Below are 18,055 nucleotides of genomic sequence, written 5' to 3'. Positions count from 1 at the left end.
CGTCACGCTAAGGTAAGCTCGAGGTAGAGTAAGCTTTGCTGCTCTAATTCGATTAAACTGAATGACGAGACTTATCAGTCTCGTCATTTTTACATTAGGGATCTTGGGCGTGATATTGCTACCTAATGAGCATTATCATGATAAACCAGAACAAACTGTGCGTTAGTTAATGTCATTTTCAGGTAAAGTTGCGGATAATATTGCCGAAAATGAATTTAGAAAAAGGGTGATAACCAAATGGATATTCAAAATATGCCGCGTGAACAGTTGGGTGTGTGTGCCGAGGGGAACTTACACAGTGTCTATTTGATGTTTAATGCCAATGACAATGTCGAGTCGCAATTACGTCCCTGTCTTGCCAACGTTGCGCAGTATATTTATGAGCTGACAGATCAATACTCTGACAGCGCATTCAATGGTTTTGTGGGGATTGGCGCTAATTATTGGGATAGCCTCTACCCCAATGCTCGCCCTGAAATGCTCAAGCCTTTTCCTGCTATGCAAGTCGGCAGCCGCGAAGCGCCGGCAATTGAATATGATTTGTTCGTGCATATTCGCTGCGACCGTTACGATATTCTGCATTTAGTCGCTAATGAAATCAGCCAAATGTTTGAAGACTTAGTGGAATTAGTCGATGAAGAACGTGGCTTTCGATTTATGGATAGCCGCGATTTAACCGGCTTTGTCGATGGCACCGAAAACCCTAAGGGGCGTCATCGTCAGGAAGTGGCACTTGTGGGTGATGAGGATCCTGAGTTTAAGGGCGGCAGTTATATTCACGTGCAAAAGTATGCCCATAACTTGAGTAAGTGGCATCGATTACCGGTTAAAAAACAAGAAGATATTATCGGTCGCACTAAGCAAGATAATATCGAATATGAGTCAGAAGATAAGCCACTGACCAGCCATATCAAGCGGGTGAATCTTAAAGATGCGAATGGTCAGTCGATGGAAATCCTGCGCCAGAGCATGCCCTATGGTTCACTAAAAGAGCAGGGATTGATGTTTATTTCTAACTGCCGCACGCCTGAGCATTTTGAAAAGATGCTGCATAGCATGATGTTTGGTGATGGCGAAGGTAACCATGATCACTTGATGCATTTTACCAAGGCGATGACAGGCTCATCCTTCTTTGCCCCCGCATTGGATTTTATGCTGCAATTCGACGAATAAGCTTTCAATATTTGAGCAGATTCAGCATCAATGAAACGCACTTACGCTAACGCCTGAGTGCGTTTTTTTATGCTAATGCGCTGGGAGCCATTTTTTGATATCGAGTTGCCATTGCTGGGCGGTGTAATCGATAAAGGCGCGCACCAGATTTTGCTGATAACTGCGGGACAAGTACACAGCCCACAGGGTTTGGCCTGGCGTCGTAAAGTCGGGCAACACTTCTTTAAGCTGACCGCTAGCAAGGTATTGATTTGCTAAGTCGCAGGGCAAACGCACTATGCCATGTCCCCGCAGCGCCGCACTCACCAATACGCCCATGTCGTTAGCTTTAAGATTGCCGGTGACTTTTACGTGCTCGGCTTGCAGCTCTTTCAGGAAAGGCCAATTTTGTTGCGCCGAGTGTATCAGGCAGTTGTGAGCCAGCAGATCTATCGGCTCGACAAGTGGTGTATTGCTATCAAGGTAGCTTGGCGCAGCGCAGATCACGGCATCTATAGTCATTAAACGCCGCGCAATCAAATTATCATCCGGCTGCTCGGTATAGCGCAATGCCACATCGACTCGCTCATCCACCAATTGGGCAAAACTGTCCGACATCACCAGCTGAATACTGACCTTAGGGTGAATTTTAATAAAGCGATCAACAACATCAAACAGGCTGTGCTGTCCAAGGCCAATCGGTGTGGCGATACGAATACTGCCCACCAGTTCACTGTTATGGCTGTGGGCGCGGCTTTCCATGGCGGCAACTTCACTTAAAATCCGCTGGCAAAATTGCAGCGCTTCTTCGCCTTGTAAGGTCAGGCTGACGCTACGGGTGGTACGGTGGAGTAAGCGTAAACTAAGCCATTGCTCAATTTCTTGAATATGGCGGGATACCTGCAGGCGGCTGAGGTCTAAATGTTCGGCAGCTTTGGTAAAGCTGCCGCAGTTTGCGACTTCGACGAAACTGCGTATTGCGGCAATTTTATCCATATTAGTACCTCAAACTGAAATAATCATGCTCATTTATTGATGTTTATCACGTGAAACACTGCAAGTAAACTGGCTTCAATGTAAATCATCAGAGAGAGTTAACGAAATGAAAATCGCAATTTTAGGTGCAACAGGTTGGATTGGTGGTGCAATTTTAAAAGAAGCATTGAGCCGTGGGCACCAAGTAACAGCGTTAGTGCGTGATCCGAGTAAGTTATCCGCTACCAACGTGGCTGTGCATGCTGTGGATTTAGAGCAGCCATTAGTGGCAGAACCCTTCGCTGGCGTAGATGTTGTCATTGCCTCTGTTGGTGGCCGCGCACAACAAAATCATGGACTAGTGGCGAGTACGGTTCAGCATTTACTGGATGTGCTGCCCAACGCTAAGGTGCCACGTTTATTGTGGGTTGGTGGTGCAGGCAGCTTAGAAGTGGCACCGGGGGTGACGCTGGTCTCTAGTCCAGATTTTCCCGCTGCATATAAAGATGAGGCGTTAGCTCAGGGTGAAGCCTTGCAGGTATTCCGTGCGGCGCAAACTGCAATTAATTGGACCTTTGTGAGCCCAGCCGCTGAGATTTATCCTGGCGAGAGTGAAGGTCCATATCGCCTTGGTGGCGACAGCTTCTTTACCGATGCCAATGGTCGCAGTCGCATTTCTGTTACCGATTACGCTAAAGCCATGTTGGACGAAGCCGAACAGGGCACTCACGCAAATCAGCGCATCAGTGTGGCTTACTGATATTGCTACAGTTGAGTTAGATATAGTGAGTTAGATATTGTGCTGTAATCTGTAACGTAATCGGGACAACGACCAAATAATCAGCGCAAAATTGGACTGAAATGGGTACAGATGAAATAGAACAGGTCAGCAAGCTGACCTGTTTTTTTATTCTGCGTAATTGAATAAAGATTTGATGGTTTCTAAGGTATCGGCGATATCTTGGATGCTCGATGGACAAATAAAGATAGTGTCATCACCGGCAATTGTGCCCAAAATGCCTTCTGGTTTACCGATAGAATCCAATAAACGGGCAATCAGCTGCGCTGCACCTGGACTAGTTCGCACGACGATCATCGCTTGGTTATGATCGACGTCGAGTACCAAATTCTTCAGTGGGCTACCCGCAGTGGGTACGCCTAATTCGGCTGGTAAGCAATACACCATCTCTTGCTTAGCGTTGCGAGTCCGCACTGCGCCGAACTTGCTGAGCATGCGTGATACTTTTGATTGGTTAATATTACCAAAGCCTTCAGCTTGCAAGGCGGTGACGATTTCACTCTGAGAGCCAAAGCGCTCTTCTTTTAAAATCGACTTAAAAATTCTAACAAGGTCATCCTGATTCTTGGTCGTTTGCATAATATTATTATTCGTTATTCAAAAAAACAGGCCCATTTTGAATATTTTTAGAAAAATTGTCAACAAATAACCAGATTGATTGAATAAAAATTCACTAACCCTCTGTGGTTAAGCATTTGCTGGGGGCGTAAAAATATCAATTTGAGTAATTGTTCTACATTGCTTCTATGTTATTCCGGAATTCTTTTGCCCCACGACTAAGGGATAATTGAAATTGTTGTGACATTCCAGTAATGTGACGCCAACGCAAATTAGATCCATGTCACACATATCCGAGAAATAACGGAGATAACTATGAAAGTTGCTGTACTTGGTGCTGCTGGTGGTATCGGCCAGGCTCTTGCCCTACTGTTAAAAACTCAATTGCCTGCGGGTTCTAAACTGTCTCTATATGATATCGCACCGGTGACTCCGGGTGTTGCGGTTGACTTGAGCCACATCCCAACTGCTGTTGAAATCAAAGGTTTTGCTGGTGAAGATCCAACGCCTGCCCTTGTGGGTGCTGACGTTGTGCTAATTTCTGCTGGTGTTGCGCGTAAGCCTGGTATGGACCGTTCAGATCTGTTCAATATCAATGCGGGTATCGTTCGCAACCTGATCGAAAAAGTAGCGGCAACTTGTCCTACGGCTTTGGTTGGCATTATCACTAACCCTGTCAACACCACTGTTGCTATCGCTGCAGAAGTGATGAAAAAAGCGGGTGTTTACGATAAGAACCGTCTGTTCGGTATCACGACATTAGACGTGATCCGCTCTGAAACTTTCATCGCCGAATTAAAAGGCCTGAACGTTGCTGACGTTAAAGTGAATGTGATCGGCGGCCACAGCGGCGTGACCATTCTGCCATTACTGTCTCAAGTTGAAGGCGTGACTTTCACTGACGAAGAAGTGGCAAGTCTGACAACTCGCATCCAAAACGCGGGTACAGAAGTGGTTGAAGCTAAAGCCGGTGGCGGAAGTGCGACTCTGTCTATGGGTCAAGCGGCTTGCCGTTTCGGTATGTCTCTGGTTCGTGGTCTGCAAGGCGAAGCTAACATCGTTGAATGCGCCTATGTTGACGGCGGCAGTGAGCACGCTGAATTCTTCGCACAACCTGTGCTGTTAGGCAAAAACGGTATTGAAAAAGTACTGCCTTACGGTGAAGTAAGTGCATTCGAAGCTAACGCTCGTGATTCTATGTTAGATACGCTGAAAGGCGATATCAAACTAGGCGTTGATTTCGTTAAATAATCTTTCGGATAATCTATTTAGATTATGACGAATTAAAAAACGGAGCCATTGAGCTCCGTTTTTTTATGCCTCAGTTTTACACTTGCTCAATTTAACTTAATCGATCAGCGACGCCTGGTGGGAATTTGGCAGTTATCGTCGCAGCGGGCTTTGCCCGTTAGTAGATAGGAGATGCGATATCTGTGTTTTGCGAATCTGAGATAGCACCAATCGGCCACAGCTTTAATCACGGGCAGGCGTAACAGTTGGATCCAAGTTCGGGTGCCTGTCAGTGCCCACGCTTTACAAGTGACATCTAACCCGAGTAACACTTCGCCTGTTGCGGTTTCGCCATGGAGAATCGTATTGGCGTAGTCTCTATCGATATGGCGGAAACGCTCGCTAAAATCGGGTGCATTTAAATCTTCAAGCGCAATCAAGTTTTTCGGATCGCGCGCTTTCAGTTGACGCATCTCGGCGCTACATAATGGACAATTTCCATCGTAAAAAATCCGCAGTTCCATCGGGTTCACCTCTGATGACTTGACCACAATACTTGATCAAAGCTCTTGGCTTGCGCACTTAAGCTTGGTTTTCTTTTACCCTAATACGCAGAATAAAGGGTTTTAGATCGCAGCTGATTTAAATCTAATGTGTGTCTCATTTGGCTTTTTGTTAGGTTAAATTCAAATGAGTACAGTAACATCTTGGTTATTCATAAGGTTAACTTGATTGTTGATTTTTAAGCAAACAAGTTAAAACCTGAGCAATGACGAATCAAAAGGATAGGTATGACATCTCCCATCATAATCACTGGCGTGGGTAAACGCATAGGTTACGCCTTAGCCAAACATTTTCTCGCCCAAGGTCAGCAGGTGATTGGTACTTATCGCAGCCATTACGATAGCATCGATGAGCTTAACGCCTTAGGTGCGACTCTGTATCCCTGCGATTTTTATGACGATGCCCAAGTGCAAGCTTTAATTGATGCGTTAACTCAACTGCCTCAAGTTCGCGCCATTATTCACAATGCCTCGGACTGGCTGCCGGATCCTGTTCTTACAAAGAATGAGCCTTTAAAGAGTACCACTTTTACGCCGAGCCAAGTGCTGCAGCGGATGATGCAAGTGCATGTGAGCGTGCCCTATCAGTTGAACTTGGCCTTAGAGGCGCAGCTACGTGCGGGTGCTGGCTATGAAATCGGCGGCAGTGATGTGATTCATATTACCGATTACGTAGCAGAGAAGGGCAGTCAGAAGCATATCGCCTATGCCGCCAGTAAAGCCGCGCTGCACAATATGACGCTATCTTTTGCCGCCAAATTTGCGCCCGAGGTGAAAGTGAATTCGATTGCACCGGCGATGATCCTCTTTAATGCGGGTGATGACGCTGCCTATCAGCAAAAAACCTTAGCCAAAGCGCTATTGCCGAAAGAAGCGGGGAATGCGGAGATTATTGAACTAGTGGACTACCTGCTTAATAGCCGCTACGTCACAGGTCGTTGCCATAATGTCGATGGCGGTCGGCATTTGAGGTAAAGAAAAATCTAGAACGGCCTGCGGCCTCTAGAGCGCCATTGCATGGCTCTAGAATCTAGATTCAAGAAGAAGTCGTTATGGAGCGACGCTCTGCTTTTTCTAGCAGCGAAGCGCTCTAGCTTCTAGTTTCTTGCTCCTTCTTTTCAAAACGTCAGTACCCGACTTGGGGTGATGATGAACGGTAAAGGCACATCCCAATACTCGCAGGGTAAACTCGTCACTTGCTGACAGTCGTGGGCGTAACCCATAGGCAAAGGTTTACCTTTAAGCTGCCAGTTTGCCAGCGTCCTATCGTAATAGCCGCCGCCCATGCCCATACGATTTCCCATTAAATCAAAAGCCACTAATGGTGTGATAACAACATCTAACTCTGTCACTGGGATAATGGCGCGCACATCTAACTTAGGTTCTAAGATGCCGAATTGATTGGGTTGCATGGGGGTATCTGCGGTGTAATGCAGGAATAACAATTGCCCGGCATTGAAGGGATGCAACCTAGGCAGATAGGTGTTTATGCCCATTTGCCACAGCGCAGCGATCAGCGGTGGCGTGGCGAGTTCGCCATCGTGGGTGAGATACAGGGCTACATGTTGCGCATTTTGAGCCTGCAATGCATCGAGCATACGTTGGCTAGCGCTCAAGCTTGCTTGAGTTTGCTCGGTTTCTGAAAGGGATTTGCGCGCGGTGCGAATGGCTTTGCGTATCTGATTGCGGCTTTCTTTTGTATGGAGTGCGCAATTTTTCGCATGGCTTGTGACATCAGTCATTTCACCAACAGCAGCAACCTCTACGGCAAGGTGCGCCATGTCGCTTTGGGTCTTCAAATGAGAAAGTTTGGAAGATGTAGGCATAAAATTAAGATGCTCCCCAGAATGCCGCTACCGGTGTAGCCCTTGAACCGTAGGTTCAAGGCGGGTAAATGATTACCTCCTAAGGCTTCTCGGTACAAGCCGAGCATGCTCAATGTCAGTAAAACATTCACCCTGAGATCAAAATTATCGGCACAGGGACATTACCAGTTGGCATGCATCCCAGGGAGCAAAAACGGTATTGAATCGCTAAAACATTGGCCTATGAGTATAAGCCAGTTTAGCCATTCACTGTGCGTTAATTGACCTAATTGCCAAGGCGCACAGTTTAAATCTATTTAGTTGAACGCTCAACTAAGGCATTCTCGAGGGTCGACTGCAGCAAGCTGATCCTGTCGTCCATCTGTTGCATATAATGCTTATTTTTTTGCTTTTCTTGGAACAACTCGTGTCCAATATTCAGCGCCGCCATAATGGCAATTTCTTCGCGGCTTAGGCTATTAGTGCGGGTTTTTAACGCTGTGAGTTGTTGTTCAACTCCCAATGCCACCGTACGTAAAGCATCCTCTTGACCTTTCGGGCAAGCGATAGAGTAGGTGCGCCCAAGTAGGGTAATTTCAACAGCACTGTTACTCATGTCGCGGGTGATCCTTTCGTTAGCCTCTTAGGGCGGACTATATAGGGCTGATATTAAAAGTGCAAGGTAAGCCGCAATTGGATTGGTCTTTGACGGCTTTGTTTGCTGTTTGTGTGAGCAGTTGGATAATTTTTTATCAGGGTGTGGCCGATTTCGCCATTATTGGGATTCAGTATTGGTTCAAGTCTTTATCTCTGCTAGCATTGCTGCTGGAAAAATCTTATTGGGATCTGATATGGCAACCCCTCCTTCGTTACGTATCGACAGCTTAAAACTCGCCTTAGATGCAGCTGAAATCGGCCAACATCCGGTAGAAGTTCACGGTGCTTTAGTCGGTTTAATCTGCGGTGGTGTAGAACAAACTGGCGACACTTGGATCAAGCCTCTATTCGACCTGATGAACGATGGTCAACCTTTACCTGCGCAGTTGCACCAATTAGTATCTGATTTGTTTAATGATTCAGTCGCGCGTTTAGTGGATTTTGAATTTGGTTTCATGCCGCTATTGCCTGAAGAAGAAGAGCCGCTCAGCCAACGTGTTGAAGCCTTGTCCCTTTGGACCCAAAGCTTTTTGACTGGCATGGCGATTATTCAGCCGAAACTGAATCAAGCCTCGGCAGAAGTGCGTGAAGTGATCAAAGACTTGGCGGAAATTGCCCAAGTGGAATTTGATGTCGCCGACGATGAGGAATCTGAAGCTGCTTACACTGAACTACTCGAGTTTGTCCGTATTGCCGCCATTATGTGTTACTCGGAGTTTGGCCCTGAAATCCCGCTTGGCGAGACCGACGATACCGCTGTGGTGCATTAATTTACCTCAGTTGTGTAATGTTCAATACATTAACGCAGTAGTGGCTTCATTTGATATTAAAGGCGGGTAAGCCTGCCTTTGAATCCATAGCACTGGTGCTTTTGAGTGCATAGTACTGATGTTCACATCTTTTATGTTTACATGCCTCAGTGCCATGCCAAAGCTTGAATGAGATCCCCATGACGGCCACAAATCACATGGATACTTCAGTTCAACACGTCGACATCGTGATTGTAGGCGGTGCGATGGCGGGGGCGACGCTCGCGTTGGCTCTCGCGCGTCTTTCTTTATCCGCAGCTAGACCACTTTCTATCGCCTTAATCGAAGCGCACCTTCCCGATAAACAACACCCCGGATTCGATGCCCGCTCTATTGCCATCGCCCACGGCTCTATTTTCGAATTATCCCGTTTAGGCCTCTGGCCAAAGCTCGCCCATTTAGGCACGGCGATTGAAAATATCCATGTATCGGATCGCGGCCACTTTGGCATGACAGAACTCAATGCCGCGCAGTTTCATTTAGATGCCTTAGGCCAAGTGGTCGAGCTTGAGCGTGTCGGCCAAGTGTTGTTTAACGAGCTTAACAAGAGCGAGGTAAAACTCTATTGCCCCGCCAAGCTTGCCCAAGTGGAACCCGCCGTAGAAGGCCACACCTTAGTGCTCGACACGGGCGAGCGCCTTCAAGCAAAACTCGTGGTCGCCGCCGATGGTCTGCAATCCAAAGTGCGCAGCAGTTTTGCTTTGCCCGTGACCCAAGTGGCCTTCGAGCAAACTGCGATTATTGCCAATATTCAAACCGACAAGCTCCACCAACATTGGGCCTATGAGCGTTTTACCCAAACCGGTCCCTTAGCGTTGTTGCCTATGGCCGATAGCCAAGGTCAACCTCGATTATCTCTCGTTTGGGCGCTCGATGATGCGCGGGCTAAACAGATGCAAGACGCACCTAAGGCCGAGTTTTTAGCGGCGCTGCAACAGGCCTTTGGTTATCGTGCCGGCACGTTTATCGATGTCAGCGCGCGCCATGCGTATCCGCTTAATTTGTCGTATATGCCAAGGCCAATCCATCACAGATGTGTGTTTATCGGTAATGCGGCGCAGACACTGCATCCTATTGCGGGGCAAGGCTTTAATTTAGGGCTGCGGGATGTAGTAAGCTTGCTTGAGGTGCTCAAAACGGCGCTAGCGCAGGGGGATGATATCGGCTCCGCCGCCGTGACCCATGCGTACCTTAATGCCCGCGAACACGACAGAAACAGCACTATCCGCAATATCGAATTTTTAGTCCGTGGCTTTTCAAACCAATACTGGCCGATGACGCTGGGGCGTAATCTCGGATTACGTTTACTATCTTGGTTTCCGCCACTGAAAACCCCCGTTGCTCAAAAGGCGATGGGCTGGAAATAACTCAGCAATTTACTGGTATCGCAACGCGAAAAGGATGTACCCATGTTAAGTTCACAAGCCTATGACATCGCCATTGTGGGTGGCGGCATGGTGGGACTCGCCACCGCGATTGGATTGGCGCAGGCCGATCTGAATGTCGTCGTTATTGATGCGGGCCACACGGATGCCGTTGTCGGCGAGCCGCGCCTGCGGGTGAGCGCCATCAATAAGGCGAGTCAGCGCTTGTTAGAAAACTTAGGGGCATGGGCTTATTTAGATACTTCCCGCGCTACGCCTTATCAAAAAATGGCAGTGTGGAATAAAGACGGTTTCGGCAAAATTGCCTTTGATGCCAACAGCATCAGCGAAACCAGTCTCGGCGCGATTATCGAAAACGATGCCATTAGCTTTGCGCTGGCCAAACGCGTCGCTGAGTTTGACAATATTACCCATATCCAAAACCAACGCTTAGAACGTATTGCCTTTGGTGAGCGTGAAGCTTGGCTGACCCTCGCAAATGGCGTCGAGTCTGGTATCGAAAGTGTCAGTGCTGCACTCGTTATCGCCGCCGATGGCGCTAACTCTTGGGTGCGCGAGCAGTGCAAGATCCCGCTGACCTTTTGGGATTACGGCCACCACGCAATCGTCGCGACGATCCGCACCGAAATGCCGCACCTTGCCACCGCCCGCCAAGTGTTTTTAAAGGACGGCCCGTTAGCATTTTTACCCCTGTATGAAGACAATCTCTGCTCCATCGTCTGGTCGGTGCCGCCCGAGCGCGCCAATGAATTATTGGCGATGGACAAAGTGCAATTCGAGCGCAACTTAACCGCGGCGTTCGATGGTCGTTTAGGGGGTTGCCAGCTGGAAAGCGAGCGCCAAGCCTTCCCATTACGGATGCGCTACGCCCGCCATTTTGCCCGCCACCGTTTAGTGTTGGCAGGCGACGCCGCCCACACTATCCATCCACTGGCGGGCCAAGGGGTGAACCTCGGCTTTTTAGATGCGGCCAGCATCATCGAAGTGATCAGCGAATTACAGCAAGCGGGTAAAGATATCGGCGATTATGCCCAGCTGCGTGCACTTGAACGTTGGCGCAAAGCCGATGCAATGGAGATGATCGCGGCGATGGAGGGCTTTAAACGCCTATTTGAAGGTTCAAACCCAGTCAAAAAGGTGATTCGCGATCTGGGCTTAAATCTGGTTGATAATGTCGCTGGGCTGAAAACAGTGTTCATACAACAGGCCATGGGCAATAAGTCGGCACTGCCTAAGTTATGTCGTTAGCCTCGGTTGCGCTAATGTGATCAGAATTGCCGCTAATATCAGCATTTTGATTGCAAGCTGCGCAAATCTGGCCTTCGCATGTAAAAAAATTACATGTTGAAGATGAGAAAATCTAATGGCAATGGCTTCGGATTAGAAAAATCTCCTGTATACAAATTTGTGACGCAAGGTATAATTTCGCCGCATTTTAGACCCTAGTATCTACACCCTACACTAGGCAGAGACCTGAAAAAGGCCGCAAAAAAGGGATAACAATGGCTAATAAAACTATTCTGTTTAACAAGCACTTAGAATCAAACGCTAAGATGGTCGACTTCCACGGTTGGGATATGCCCCTCAACTATGGTTCACAAATCGAAGAACACAATGCCGTGCGTCAAGACGCGGGTATGTTCGACGTTTCCCACATGACTGTGGTTGATGTGATTGGTAACGACGCTTGTGCATTTCTGCGTAAGTTGCTGGCAAACGATGTGGCTAAGCTTAAAGTGCCAGGTAAAGCCTTATACGGCGGCATGTTAGACGAAAATGCTGGCGTCATCGACGACCTCATCACTTACTACCTCACTGACACTAACTACCGCGTGGTAGTGAACTCAGCGACCCGCGAAAAAGATCTCGCTTGGATCGCCAAGCAATCCCAAGGTTTTGATGTCACTGTGACTGAGCGTCCTGAGCTGGCGATGATTGCCGTTCAAGGTCCTAACGCAAAAGCGAAAGCCGCTGCCGTGTTCAGTAGCGATCAAAACGCCGCCATCGAAGGCATGAAACCTTTCTTCGGTAAGCAAGCTGGCTCACTGTTTATTGCGACTACGGGTTACACAGGCGAAGCGGGCTACGAAATTATCGTCCCAGAAGACGAAGCCCAAGCAATGTGGCAAGCATTGTTAGATCAAGGGGTTAAACCTTGTGGCCTCGGTGCCCGTGACACACTGCGTCTCGAAGCTGGTATGAATCTCTACGGCTTAGATATGGACGAAACCATCAACCCGCTGGCCGCCAACATGGGCTGGACCATAGCATGGGAACCGAGCGATCGTGACTTCATCGGTCGTAAAGCCCTAGAAGCCCTGCGCGATGCCGGAACCGACAAACTTGTTGGTCTAGTGATGGAAGAAAAGGGCGTGTTACGCCATGATATGCCAGTATTTTTCACCGATGCAGCGGGTGTTGAGCACCAAGGCGTGATCACCAGCGGGACTTTCTCGCCAACATTGGGCTATTCTATTGCGATGGCGCGTGTTCCTAACTCGATTGGGGATACGGCGGAAGTCGAAATGCGTAAAAAACGTGTGGCTGTTAGAGTAGTGGCGCCAAACTTTGTGCGCAACGGTAAACAAGCATTTTAAAAAAACGGAACAAGGAACAAGAACAATGAGCAATATTCCGACAGAACTGAAATACGCCTCTTCACACGAATGGATCCGCAAGGAAGAAGACGGTAGCTACACAGTAGGTATCACTGAGCACGCCCAAGAGCTGTTAGGTGACATGGTTTTCGTTGAACTCCCAGAAGTGGGCGACACTGTGACTGCGGGTGAAGACTGTGCTGTAGCTGAATCAGTAAAAGCGGCGTCTGACATTTATGCCCCTATTTCTGGCGAAGTGATTGCCGTGAACGAAGCGCTGGAAGATTCGCCAGAACTCGTTAACAGCGACGCTTACGGCGAAGGCTGGTTCTTCCGCGTGATGCCTTCTGACGAATCAGAAGTTGACGCTCTGCTCGATGCTGAAGGTTACCAAGCTGTTATCGACGAAGAATAATCGTCGACGCTAACGAAGCCCTCAGGGGCTTCGTTTGTTTTAGCGCAAGTTTGACATAACAATAGCCCGTTAATCAGTACCCTACAGTTCTGAGTTACGGCAAATCTGGAACAAGGTTTATCATGACCAAGCAAACCCTCACTCAGTTAGAACAGCACGATTTATTCTTACGTCGTCATATCGGCCCTGATAGCAGCCAACAGCAAGCGATGCTGAATTTTGTTGGTGCTGAGTCACTGGACGATCTGACCGCGCAAATTGTGCCTGAGTCGATCCGTTTAAGCCAAGATCTGAGCATTGGTGATTCCTGCGGCGAAGCCGAAGGCATTGCTTACATTCGTGGTTTAGCGAAACAAAACCAAGTATTTAAGAGCTATATCGGCATGGGTTACTACGGCACTCAAGTGCCAAACGTGATCCTGCGTAACGTATTTGAAAACCCAGGTTGGTACACGGCTTATACGCCATATCAGCCAGAAATCGCCCAAGGCCGTTTAGAAGCCATTCTAAACTTCCAACAAGTGTCGATGGACTTAACGGGTTTAGATTTGGCTTCTGCTTCTTTGTTAGATGAAGCGACCGCCGCAGCCGAAGCGATGGCGCTTGCCAAGCGCGTTTCTAAAGCGAAAAAAGCCAATATCTTCTTCGTTGCCGATGATGTGTTCCCACAAACCTTAGACGTAGTGAAAACCCGCGCTGAGTGTTTCGGTTTTGAAGTGGTAGTTGGCCCTGCATCTGAAGCGGTAAACCACGAACTGTTTGGTGCTTTGTTCCAATATACTAACCGTTTCGGTCAAATCACTGACTTCACTGAATTATTCGCCACTCTGCGTGCGAAGAATGTGGTTGTGACTGTAGCTGCCGACATTATGTCTTTGGTATTACTGAAATCACCGGGCGCTATGGGTGCCGATGTGGTATTTGGTAGTGCGCAGCGTTTTGGTGTGCCAATGGGCTTTGGTGGTCCACACGCGGCCTTCTTCGTTGCCCGTGACGAACACAAACGTTCTATGCCTGGCCGTATCATTGGTGTGTCAAAAGACGCCCGTGGTAACCGCGCACTGCGTATGGCGATGCAAACTCGCGAGCAACATATCCGCCGCGAAAAAGCCAACTCAAACATTTGTACTGCACAAATTTTATTAGCGAATATGGCGTCTTTCTACGCCGTATTCCACGGCCCAGATGGCCTGAAAACTATCGCATCACGCATTAATCGTTTTGCCGATATTTTAGCGGCAGGCTTAAAAGCGAAGGGCGTGAGCTTAGTTAACAGCACTTGGTTTGATACCATCAGCATCAAAGGCTTAGACGTTGCTGCTGTTAATGCACGCGCACTGGCTGCTGAAATGAACCTACGTTTCGATGCCGACGGCATTGTGGGCGTAAGCTTAGACGAAACCACATTGCGCACAGATATCGAAGCCCTGTTTGATGTGATTTTAGGTGTTGGACATGGTTTAGATGTTGCCGCATTAGATGCGCAAATCGTGAGCCAAGGTAGCCAATCGATTCCGGCTGCACTCGTGCGCCAAGATGCGATTTTAAGCCACCCAACCTTCAATCGCTATCAAAGCGAAACCGAGATGATGCGTTATATCAAGCGTCTCGAAAGCAAAGACTTAGCACTTAACTACTCAATGATTTCATTGGGTTCATGCACCATGAAGTTAAACGCAGCGGTTGAAATGCTTCCTGTGAGCTGGCCAGAATTTGCCAATATGCACCCATTCAGCCCACTGGAACAAGCCAAGGGTTACACTCAGTTGATTGAAGAGCTGTCGACTTGGTTAGTGAACATCACAGGCTACGACGCTGTGTGTATCCAACCTAACTCAGGCGCTCAAGGTGAATACGCTGGCCTGTTAGCCATCAAGAAATACCATGAGTCACGCGGCGATGCGCACAGAAACATCTGTTTGATCCCGCAATCTGCCCACGGTACTAACCCCGCATCGGCGCAATTAGCCGGTATGCAAGTGATAGTTACTGCCTGTGACAAGCAAGGTAACGTCGATTTAGATGATCTGAAGACCAAAGCCGCCGAAGTGGCTGAAAACCTGTCTTGCATCATGATCACTTACCCATCGACCCACGGTGTGTATGAAGAATCTATCCGCGAAATCTGCGACATAGTGCATCAGCACGGTGGTCAAGTGTACTTAGACGGCGCTAACATGAACGCGCAGGTTGGCTTAACGTCTCCTGGCTTTATCGGTGCCGACGTATCGCACCTTAACCTGCACAAAACCTTCGCGATTCCACACGGCGGCGGTGGTCCAGGTATGGGCCCAATCGGCGTGAAAGCCCACTTAGCGCCGTTCGTTGCCGGCCACGTTGTAGTGAAACCTGGCCGCGAAAGCGATAACAACGGTGCAGTATCAGCCGCACCTTACGGTAGCGCGGGCATTCTGCCAATCAGCTGGATGTACATTAAGCTGCTCGGTTCACAAGGCCTGAAAAAGTCTACCCAAACTGCGCTGCTAAACGCAAATTACGTGATGAAGAAGCTGTCTGAACACTACCCAGTATTGTTCCGTGGCCGTAACGATCGCGTGGCGCACGAATGTATTATCGACCTGCGTCCACTGAAAGAAGCCTCAGGCGTGACCGAAATGGATATCGCTAAGCGTTTGAATGACTACGGTTTCCACGCGCCAACCATGAGCTTCCCGGTTGCGGGAACCCTGATGATTGAGCCAACGGAATCTGAGTCTAAGGTGGAACTCGATCGTTTCATCGACGCTATGGTGTCAATCCGCGCTGAAATCGCCAAAGTAGAATCAGGTGAATGGCCGGCGGACAACAACCCGCTGCACAACGCACCGCACACTATGGCAGATATTATGGACCCAGAGTTTGATACGCGTCCATACAGCCGCGAAGTGGCCGTGTTCCCAAGTGCAGCAGTACGCACTAACAAGTTCTGGCCAACTGTGAATCGTATCGATGATGTGTACGGCGACCGTAATTTGATGTGTTCGTGTGCACCATTATCAGACTACGAATAATTAATAATGGCTACTTGGCCTAGATAATTCGGCGTCAGCCAACACTTTTCGCTACTCATTGACACCAGTCAACTCCGTGGCGAAAAGCATCGGCTTCCTTGCCTTATCGTCGGCAGTAACGCCATTATCATTTTTCGGCTTCAGCGAATTTGAAGCATCAAAAAGCGACCGAAAGGTCGCTTTTTTATTGCCTGCCGAAGGCGTTGCATACTCACGTATTAGATAAACTGATTATTAGGGTGTTGCAATGTATCTTTTATATACTCGATAACATTTTGAGCTTTAAAGTACTCCGCGATATCAAGACAGTTGATTGTTTTTTTCTTAGAGTTAATGCCTAGTGGAAGGACGTAGACTTTCCTCCAATCTCCACCGTGCTCAATCATCAGTTTAAACAGGTTTACTTCGTCGTTTTCTGCTGCAAGCATCAATGGGGTATAATTCATTCCATTTATTGAATGTGCCTTGTTAACGTTAGCTCCATTATTGATCAATATTCTAGCGATCTGCCTGAGTTTTGAGGGATTTTTAGGATATCTCTCCATCATGATTTCATACACGATTTTGAATATTTTATTCTCTCTGCTCGAAAGACTCTCTTGGCGGACTATTTCTTTTCTATTTTCAAAGCCTGCATACATTGGTTGTAAACGATGTATGTTTTCCTCGGTTATATGTCTATTAAAGTATTCTACGCCCGCATGTCTATTTTTAACTTGGTTAATTAGACCAAGGACATAGTAGAGGGGCGTAATCCAATCTAGGCCACCACGCAAATCAATATTAATTTTGTCATTCATCGACAGAATTTTTTTTACAATATTTGGATTTCCTGTTGCAACAGCGGCAAAAAGGGGGAAATTAATTTTTCTTATGGTGACAGCATTAATGATCTGTTCTGAATGAGACTTCTTGGAGATTAGCTCAAAAATGCGGTCGTCCATTGAAGATGTAGGGTCAGTAAAATCCATCTGTGCTAAAGACATCAGTAGTGGTGAGTCATTTACTTCAGATAAAACGTTAACACTAGCACCTTCGTCAAGGAGTTGGACTACATCTTCGACTTTGTTCTTCATGCAAGCGTAAATTAGTGGTGTTGTTTTCCTTTGGAGCCCACCCTCCATGCCAATGGTTATCTGTTTCTTGGTTAGTTGGTTTATTAAAGTATCTTCCACTTCGAAAATCATACCAACCAGAAAAGGATAATCAGGGTATGTTACTCCTGGATAAGCAAGTTCATTAGTAAATTGTTGTGTGAATTTATACCTTAAATCTTCGATTTCGTTACCAGCAAAAAGCTCGATTTTATTTTTCCCTTCAACCTCTGTTTTTGCAGGAAGATTATCTAAACCTAATAAAATTGCTGTCGATTTTAGCTTGTTTATAAATATCTTATCGGGTCTTTTTTGATATGCCGCAACTAGTAATGTGTACTGGTCAACCCAAACTGGACACTTTTACTTGAGAATTTTCAAACTCTACCGGTGACAGATCGTCATTAGCAGAATGCAGCCGCTCCAAGTTATAATATTTCATGTAAGCCGTCACATCTTGCTTCATAAACTCCCTTGTTGGTTGATTAACTTTAAAAATCCAATCGTGTTTTAAGCTGCCAAAGAATCGCTCAACAACGGCATTATCCCAACACGCCCCCACATCACCCATGCTGGCTCGGATACCATAGCTCGATAGCAGCCTACCGAATTGCTTACTGGTATATTGCGAGCCTCGGTCACTGTGAAATACCAGCCCTCGCGCTGGTTGTCGCAGGTTGTAGGCTTTTATTAATGCCTTAGATATCAAATCCGTGGTCATGCGTTTGTCTATGTGCCATCCCACAATCCGGCGTGAATATAAATCCATCACCACTGCTAAATACATCCAGCCTTCACCCGTCTTTAAATAGGTCACGTCACCCGCCCAGACCTGATTAGCCGATACTGGATTAAAGTTCATATTTAACAGGTTATCAGCCACTGCATCTGAGTGTTTTCGCTGCGTAGTCACCTTGTAAGCGCGTCGCTGGGTTGCTTTAAGTCGAAGGCGGTGCATAATTTTACGAACGAGATAGCGACCAACCTGGTAGCCTTCCTTGCGCA

At 47.6% G+C, this 18,055-nt stretch carries 16 protein-coding genes, 1 other RNA gene and 1 pseudogene; 10 read left to right on the top strand and 8 right to left on the bottom strand.

Annotation, left to right across the window (positions count from 1 at the left end):
- The first annotated feature begins 237 nt into the window (after positions 1-237).
- A complete protein-coding gene (locus tag K5Q99_RS13945) occupies positions 238-1,173 on the top strand; it encodes a Dyp-type peroxidase (RefSeq protein ID WP_106651633.1) in 936 nt (311 codons plus the stop codon).
- A gap of 72 nt (positions 1,174-1,245) precedes the next feature.
- On the opposite strand, the gene K5Q99_RS13940 is transcribed toward K5Q99_RS13945, so the two are convergent.
- Positions 1,246-2,148 carry a LysR family transcriptional regulator gene (locus tag K5Q99_RS13940; RefSeq protein ID WP_220591134.1) on the bottom strand — a complete coding sequence of 301 codons (903 nt, stop codon included), beginning with the start codon at positions 2,146-2,148 and terminating at the stop codon, positions 1,246-1,248.
- Positions 2,149-2,254: 106 nt separating this feature from the next.
- On the opposite strand from K5Q99_RS13940, the gene K5Q99_RS13935 reads away from it, so the two are divergent.
- Positions 2,255-2,887 carry an NAD(P)-dependent oxidoreductase gene (locus tag K5Q99_RS13935; protein WP_220777201.1) on the top strand — a complete coding sequence of 211 codons (633 nt, stop codon included), beginning with the start codon at positions 2,255-2,257 and terminating at the stop codon, positions 2,885-2,887.
- Between the two features lie 147 nt (positions 2,888-3,034).
- Here the strand turns inward: K5Q99_RS13935 and argR are convergent, their stop codons facing one another.
- A complete protein-coding gene (gene argR, locus K5Q99_RS13930; protein WP_006080175.1) occupies positions 3,035-3,505 on the bottom strand; it encodes a transcriptional regulator ArgR in 471 nt (156 codons plus the stop codon).
- A 294-nt stretch (positions 3,506-3,799) separates the two neighbouring features.
- Between argR and mdh the strand changes: the two genes are divergently transcribed.
- Complete coding sequence (gene mdh, locus K5Q99_RS13925; protein ID WP_106651630.1) at positions 3,800-4,735, top strand: malate dehydrogenase; 936 nt, start codon at positions 3,800-3,802, stop codon at positions 4,733-4,735.
- A gap of 104 nt (positions 4,736-4,839) precedes the next feature.
- On the opposite strand, the gene K5Q99_RS13920 is transcribed toward mdh, so the two are convergent.
- Positions 4,840-5,238, bottom strand: a complete 399-nt coding sequence (locus K5Q99_RS13920; protein WP_220777200.1) for a thiol-disulfide oxidoreductase DCC family protein — start codon at positions 5,236-5,238, stop codon at positions 4,840-4,842.
- A 267-nt stretch (positions 5,239-5,505) separates the two neighbouring features.
- On the opposite strand from K5Q99_RS13920, the gene folM reads away from it, so the two are divergent.
- Positions 5,506-6,252 (top strand): dihydromonapterin reductase, encoded by a 747-nt coding sequence (gene folM / locus K5Q99_RS13915; protein WP_220777199.1) that lies wholly within the window; start codon positions 5,506-5,508, stop codon positions 6,250-6,252.
- 143 nt (positions 6,253-6,395) lie between these two features.
- On the opposite strand, the gene K5Q99_RS13910 is transcribed toward folM, so the two are convergent.
- From K5Q99_RS13910 to K5Q99_RS13900, 3 genes are all read right to left on the bottom strand, one after another.
- Positions 6,396-7,103, bottom strand: coding sequence for a 5-formyltetrahydrofolate cyclo-ligase (locus tag K5Q99_RS13910; RefSeq protein WP_220777198.1), 708 nt, complete (start codon positions 7,101-7,103; stop codon positions 6,396-6,398).
- A gap of 9 nt (positions 7,104-7,112) precedes the next feature.
- Positions 7,113-7,293, bottom strand: a non-coding RNA gene (gene ssrS / locus K5Q99_RS13905) — 6S RNA.
- A 102-nt stretch (positions 7,294-7,395) separates the two neighbouring features.
- Positions 7,396-7,698: a cell division protein ZapA gene (locus tag K5Q99_RS13900; protein ID WP_006080182.1), complete on the bottom strand. Its 303-nt coding sequence runs from the start codon at positions 7,696-7,698 to the stop codon at positions 7,396-7,398.
- Between the two features lie 235 nt (positions 7,699-7,933).
- Here K5Q99_RS13900 and K5Q99_RS13895 point away from each other — a divergent pair, with 235 nt between their 5' ends.
- The 6 genes from K5Q99_RS13895 to gcvP all read left to right on the top strand — a co-directional run bounded on the left by K5Q99_RS13895 (position 7,934) and on the right by gcvP (position 15,956).
- Positions 7,934-8,509, top strand: a complete 576-nt coding sequence (locus tag K5Q99_RS13895) for a UPF0149 family protein (RefSeq protein ID WP_106651626.1) — start codon at positions 7,934-7,936, stop codon at positions 8,507-8,509.
- Positions 8,510-8,688: 179 nt separating this feature from the next.
- Entirely contained in the window at positions 8,689-9,915 is a 1,227-nt protein-coding gene (ubiH, locus tag K5Q99_RS13890) for a 2-octaprenyl-6-methoxyphenyl hydroxylase (RefSeq protein WP_220777197.1), read from the top strand.
- A gap of 42 nt (positions 9,916-9,957) precedes the next feature.
- A complete protein-coding gene (locus K5Q99_RS13885) occupies positions 9,958-11,181 on the top strand; it encodes an FAD-dependent monooxygenase (protein ID WP_220777196.1) in 1,224 nt (407 codons plus the stop codon).
- 254 nt (positions 11,182-11,435) lie between these two features.
- Positions 11,436-12,530, top strand: a complete 1,095-nt coding sequence (gcvT, locus tag K5Q99_RS13880; RefSeq protein WP_220777195.1) for a glycine cleavage system aminomethyltransferase GcvT — start codon at positions 11,436-11,438, stop codon at positions 12,528-12,530.
- Positions 12,531-12,555: 25 nt separating this feature from the next.
- Entirely contained in the window at positions 12,556-12,945 is a 390-nt protein-coding gene (gene gcvH / locus K5Q99_RS13875) for a glycine cleavage system protein GcvH (protein WP_106651622.1), read from the top strand.
- A gap of 122 nt (positions 12,946-13,067) precedes the next feature.
- The gene (gcvP, locus tag K5Q99_RS13870) at positions 13,068-15,956 is read left to right on the top strand and encodes an aminomethyl-transferring glycine dehydrogenase (RefSeq protein ID WP_220777194.1); all 2,889 of its coding nucleotides are present in this window, start codon (positions 13,068-13,070) and stop codon (positions 15,954-15,956) included.
- A gap of 218 nt (positions 15,957-16,174) precedes the next feature.
- Here the strand turns inward: gcvP and K5Q99_RS13865 are convergent, their stop codons facing one another.
- Complete coding sequence (locus K5Q99_RS13865) at positions 16,175-17,131, bottom strand: ankyrin repeat domain-containing protein (protein ID WP_220777193.1); 957 nt, start codon at positions 17,129-17,131, stop codon at positions 16,175-16,177.
- A 262-nt stretch (positions 17,132-17,393) separates the two neighbouring features.
- Positions 17,394-18,055, bottom strand: a pseudogene (locus tag K5Q99_RS13860) (IS3-like element ISSba3 family transposase); the annotation flags it as partial.

Source organism: Shewanella hafniensis (assembly GCF_019655335.1).
GTDB lineage: Bacteria > Pseudomonadota > Gammaproteobacteria > Enterobacterales > Shewanellaceae > Shewanella > Shewanella hafniensis.
The sequence above is the reverse complement of the archived record's forward strand: the minus strand, read 5'-3'. Positions and strand labels throughout refer to the sequence as shown.

What these genes read in the sequence shown, in the direction of transcription:
- ubiH (WP_220777197.1), top strand. Translation starts at nt 8,689, where the DNA reads ATGACGGCCACAAATCACATGGATACTTCAGTTCAACACGTCGACATC.
- K5Q99_RS13935 (WP_220777201.1), top strand. Translation starts at nt 2,255, where the DNA reads ATGAAAATCGCAATTTTAGGTGCAACAGGTTGGATTGGTGGTGCAATT.
- mdh (WP_106651630.1), top strand. Translation starts at nt 3,800, where the DNA reads ATGAAAGTTGCTGTACTTGGTGCTGCTGGTGGTATCGGCCAGGCTCTT.
- K5Q99_RS13910 (WP_220777198.1), bottom strand. Translation starts at nt 7,103, where the DNA reads ATGCCTACATCTTCCAAACTTTCTCATTTGAAGACCCAAAGCGACATG.
- K5Q99_RS13885 (WP_220777196.1), top strand. Translation starts at nt 9,958, where the DNA reads ATGTTAAGTTCACAAGCCTATGACATCGCCATTGTGGGTGGCGGCATG.
- gcvT (WP_220777195.1), top strand. Translation starts at nt 11,436, where the DNA reads ATGGCTAATAAAACTATTCTGTTTAACAAGCACTTAGAATCAAACGCT.
- argR (WP_006080175.1), bottom strand. Translation starts at nt 3,505, where the DNA reads ATGCAAACGACCAAGAATCAGGATGACCTTGTTAGAATTTTTAAGTCG.
- K5Q99_RS13900 (WP_006080182.1), bottom strand. Translation starts at nt 7,698, where the DNA reads ATGAGTAACAGTGCTGTTGAAATTACCCTACTTGGGCGCACCTACTCT.
- K5Q99_RS13945 (WP_106651633.1), top strand. Translation starts at nt 238, where the DNA reads ATGGATATTCAAAATATGCCGCGTGAACAGTTGGGTGTGTGTGCCGAG.
- gcvP (WP_220777194.1), top strand. Translation starts at nt 13,068, where the DNA reads ATGACCAAGCAAACCCTCACTCAGTTAGAACAGCACGATTTATTCTTA.
- K5Q99_RS13940 (WP_220591134.1), bottom strand. Translation starts at nt 2,148, where the DNA reads ATGGATAAAATTGCCGCAATACGCAGTTTCGTCGAAGTCGCAAACTGC.
- folM (WP_220777199.1), top strand. Translation starts at nt 5,506, where the DNA reads ATGACATCTCCCATCATAATCACTGGCGTGGGTAAACGCATAGGTTAC.
- gcvH (WP_106651622.1), top strand. Translation starts at nt 12,556, where the DNA reads ATGAGCAATATTCCGACAGAACTGAAATACGCCTCTTCACACGAATGG.
- K5Q99_RS13895 (WP_106651626.1), top strand. Translation starts at nt 7,934, where the DNA reads ATGGCAACCCCTCCTTCGTTACGTATCGACAGCTTAAAACTCGCCTTA.
- K5Q99_RS13920 (WP_220777200.1), bottom strand. Translation starts at nt 5,238, where the DNA reads ATGGAACTGCGGATTTTTTACGATGGAAATTGTCCATTATGTAGCGCC.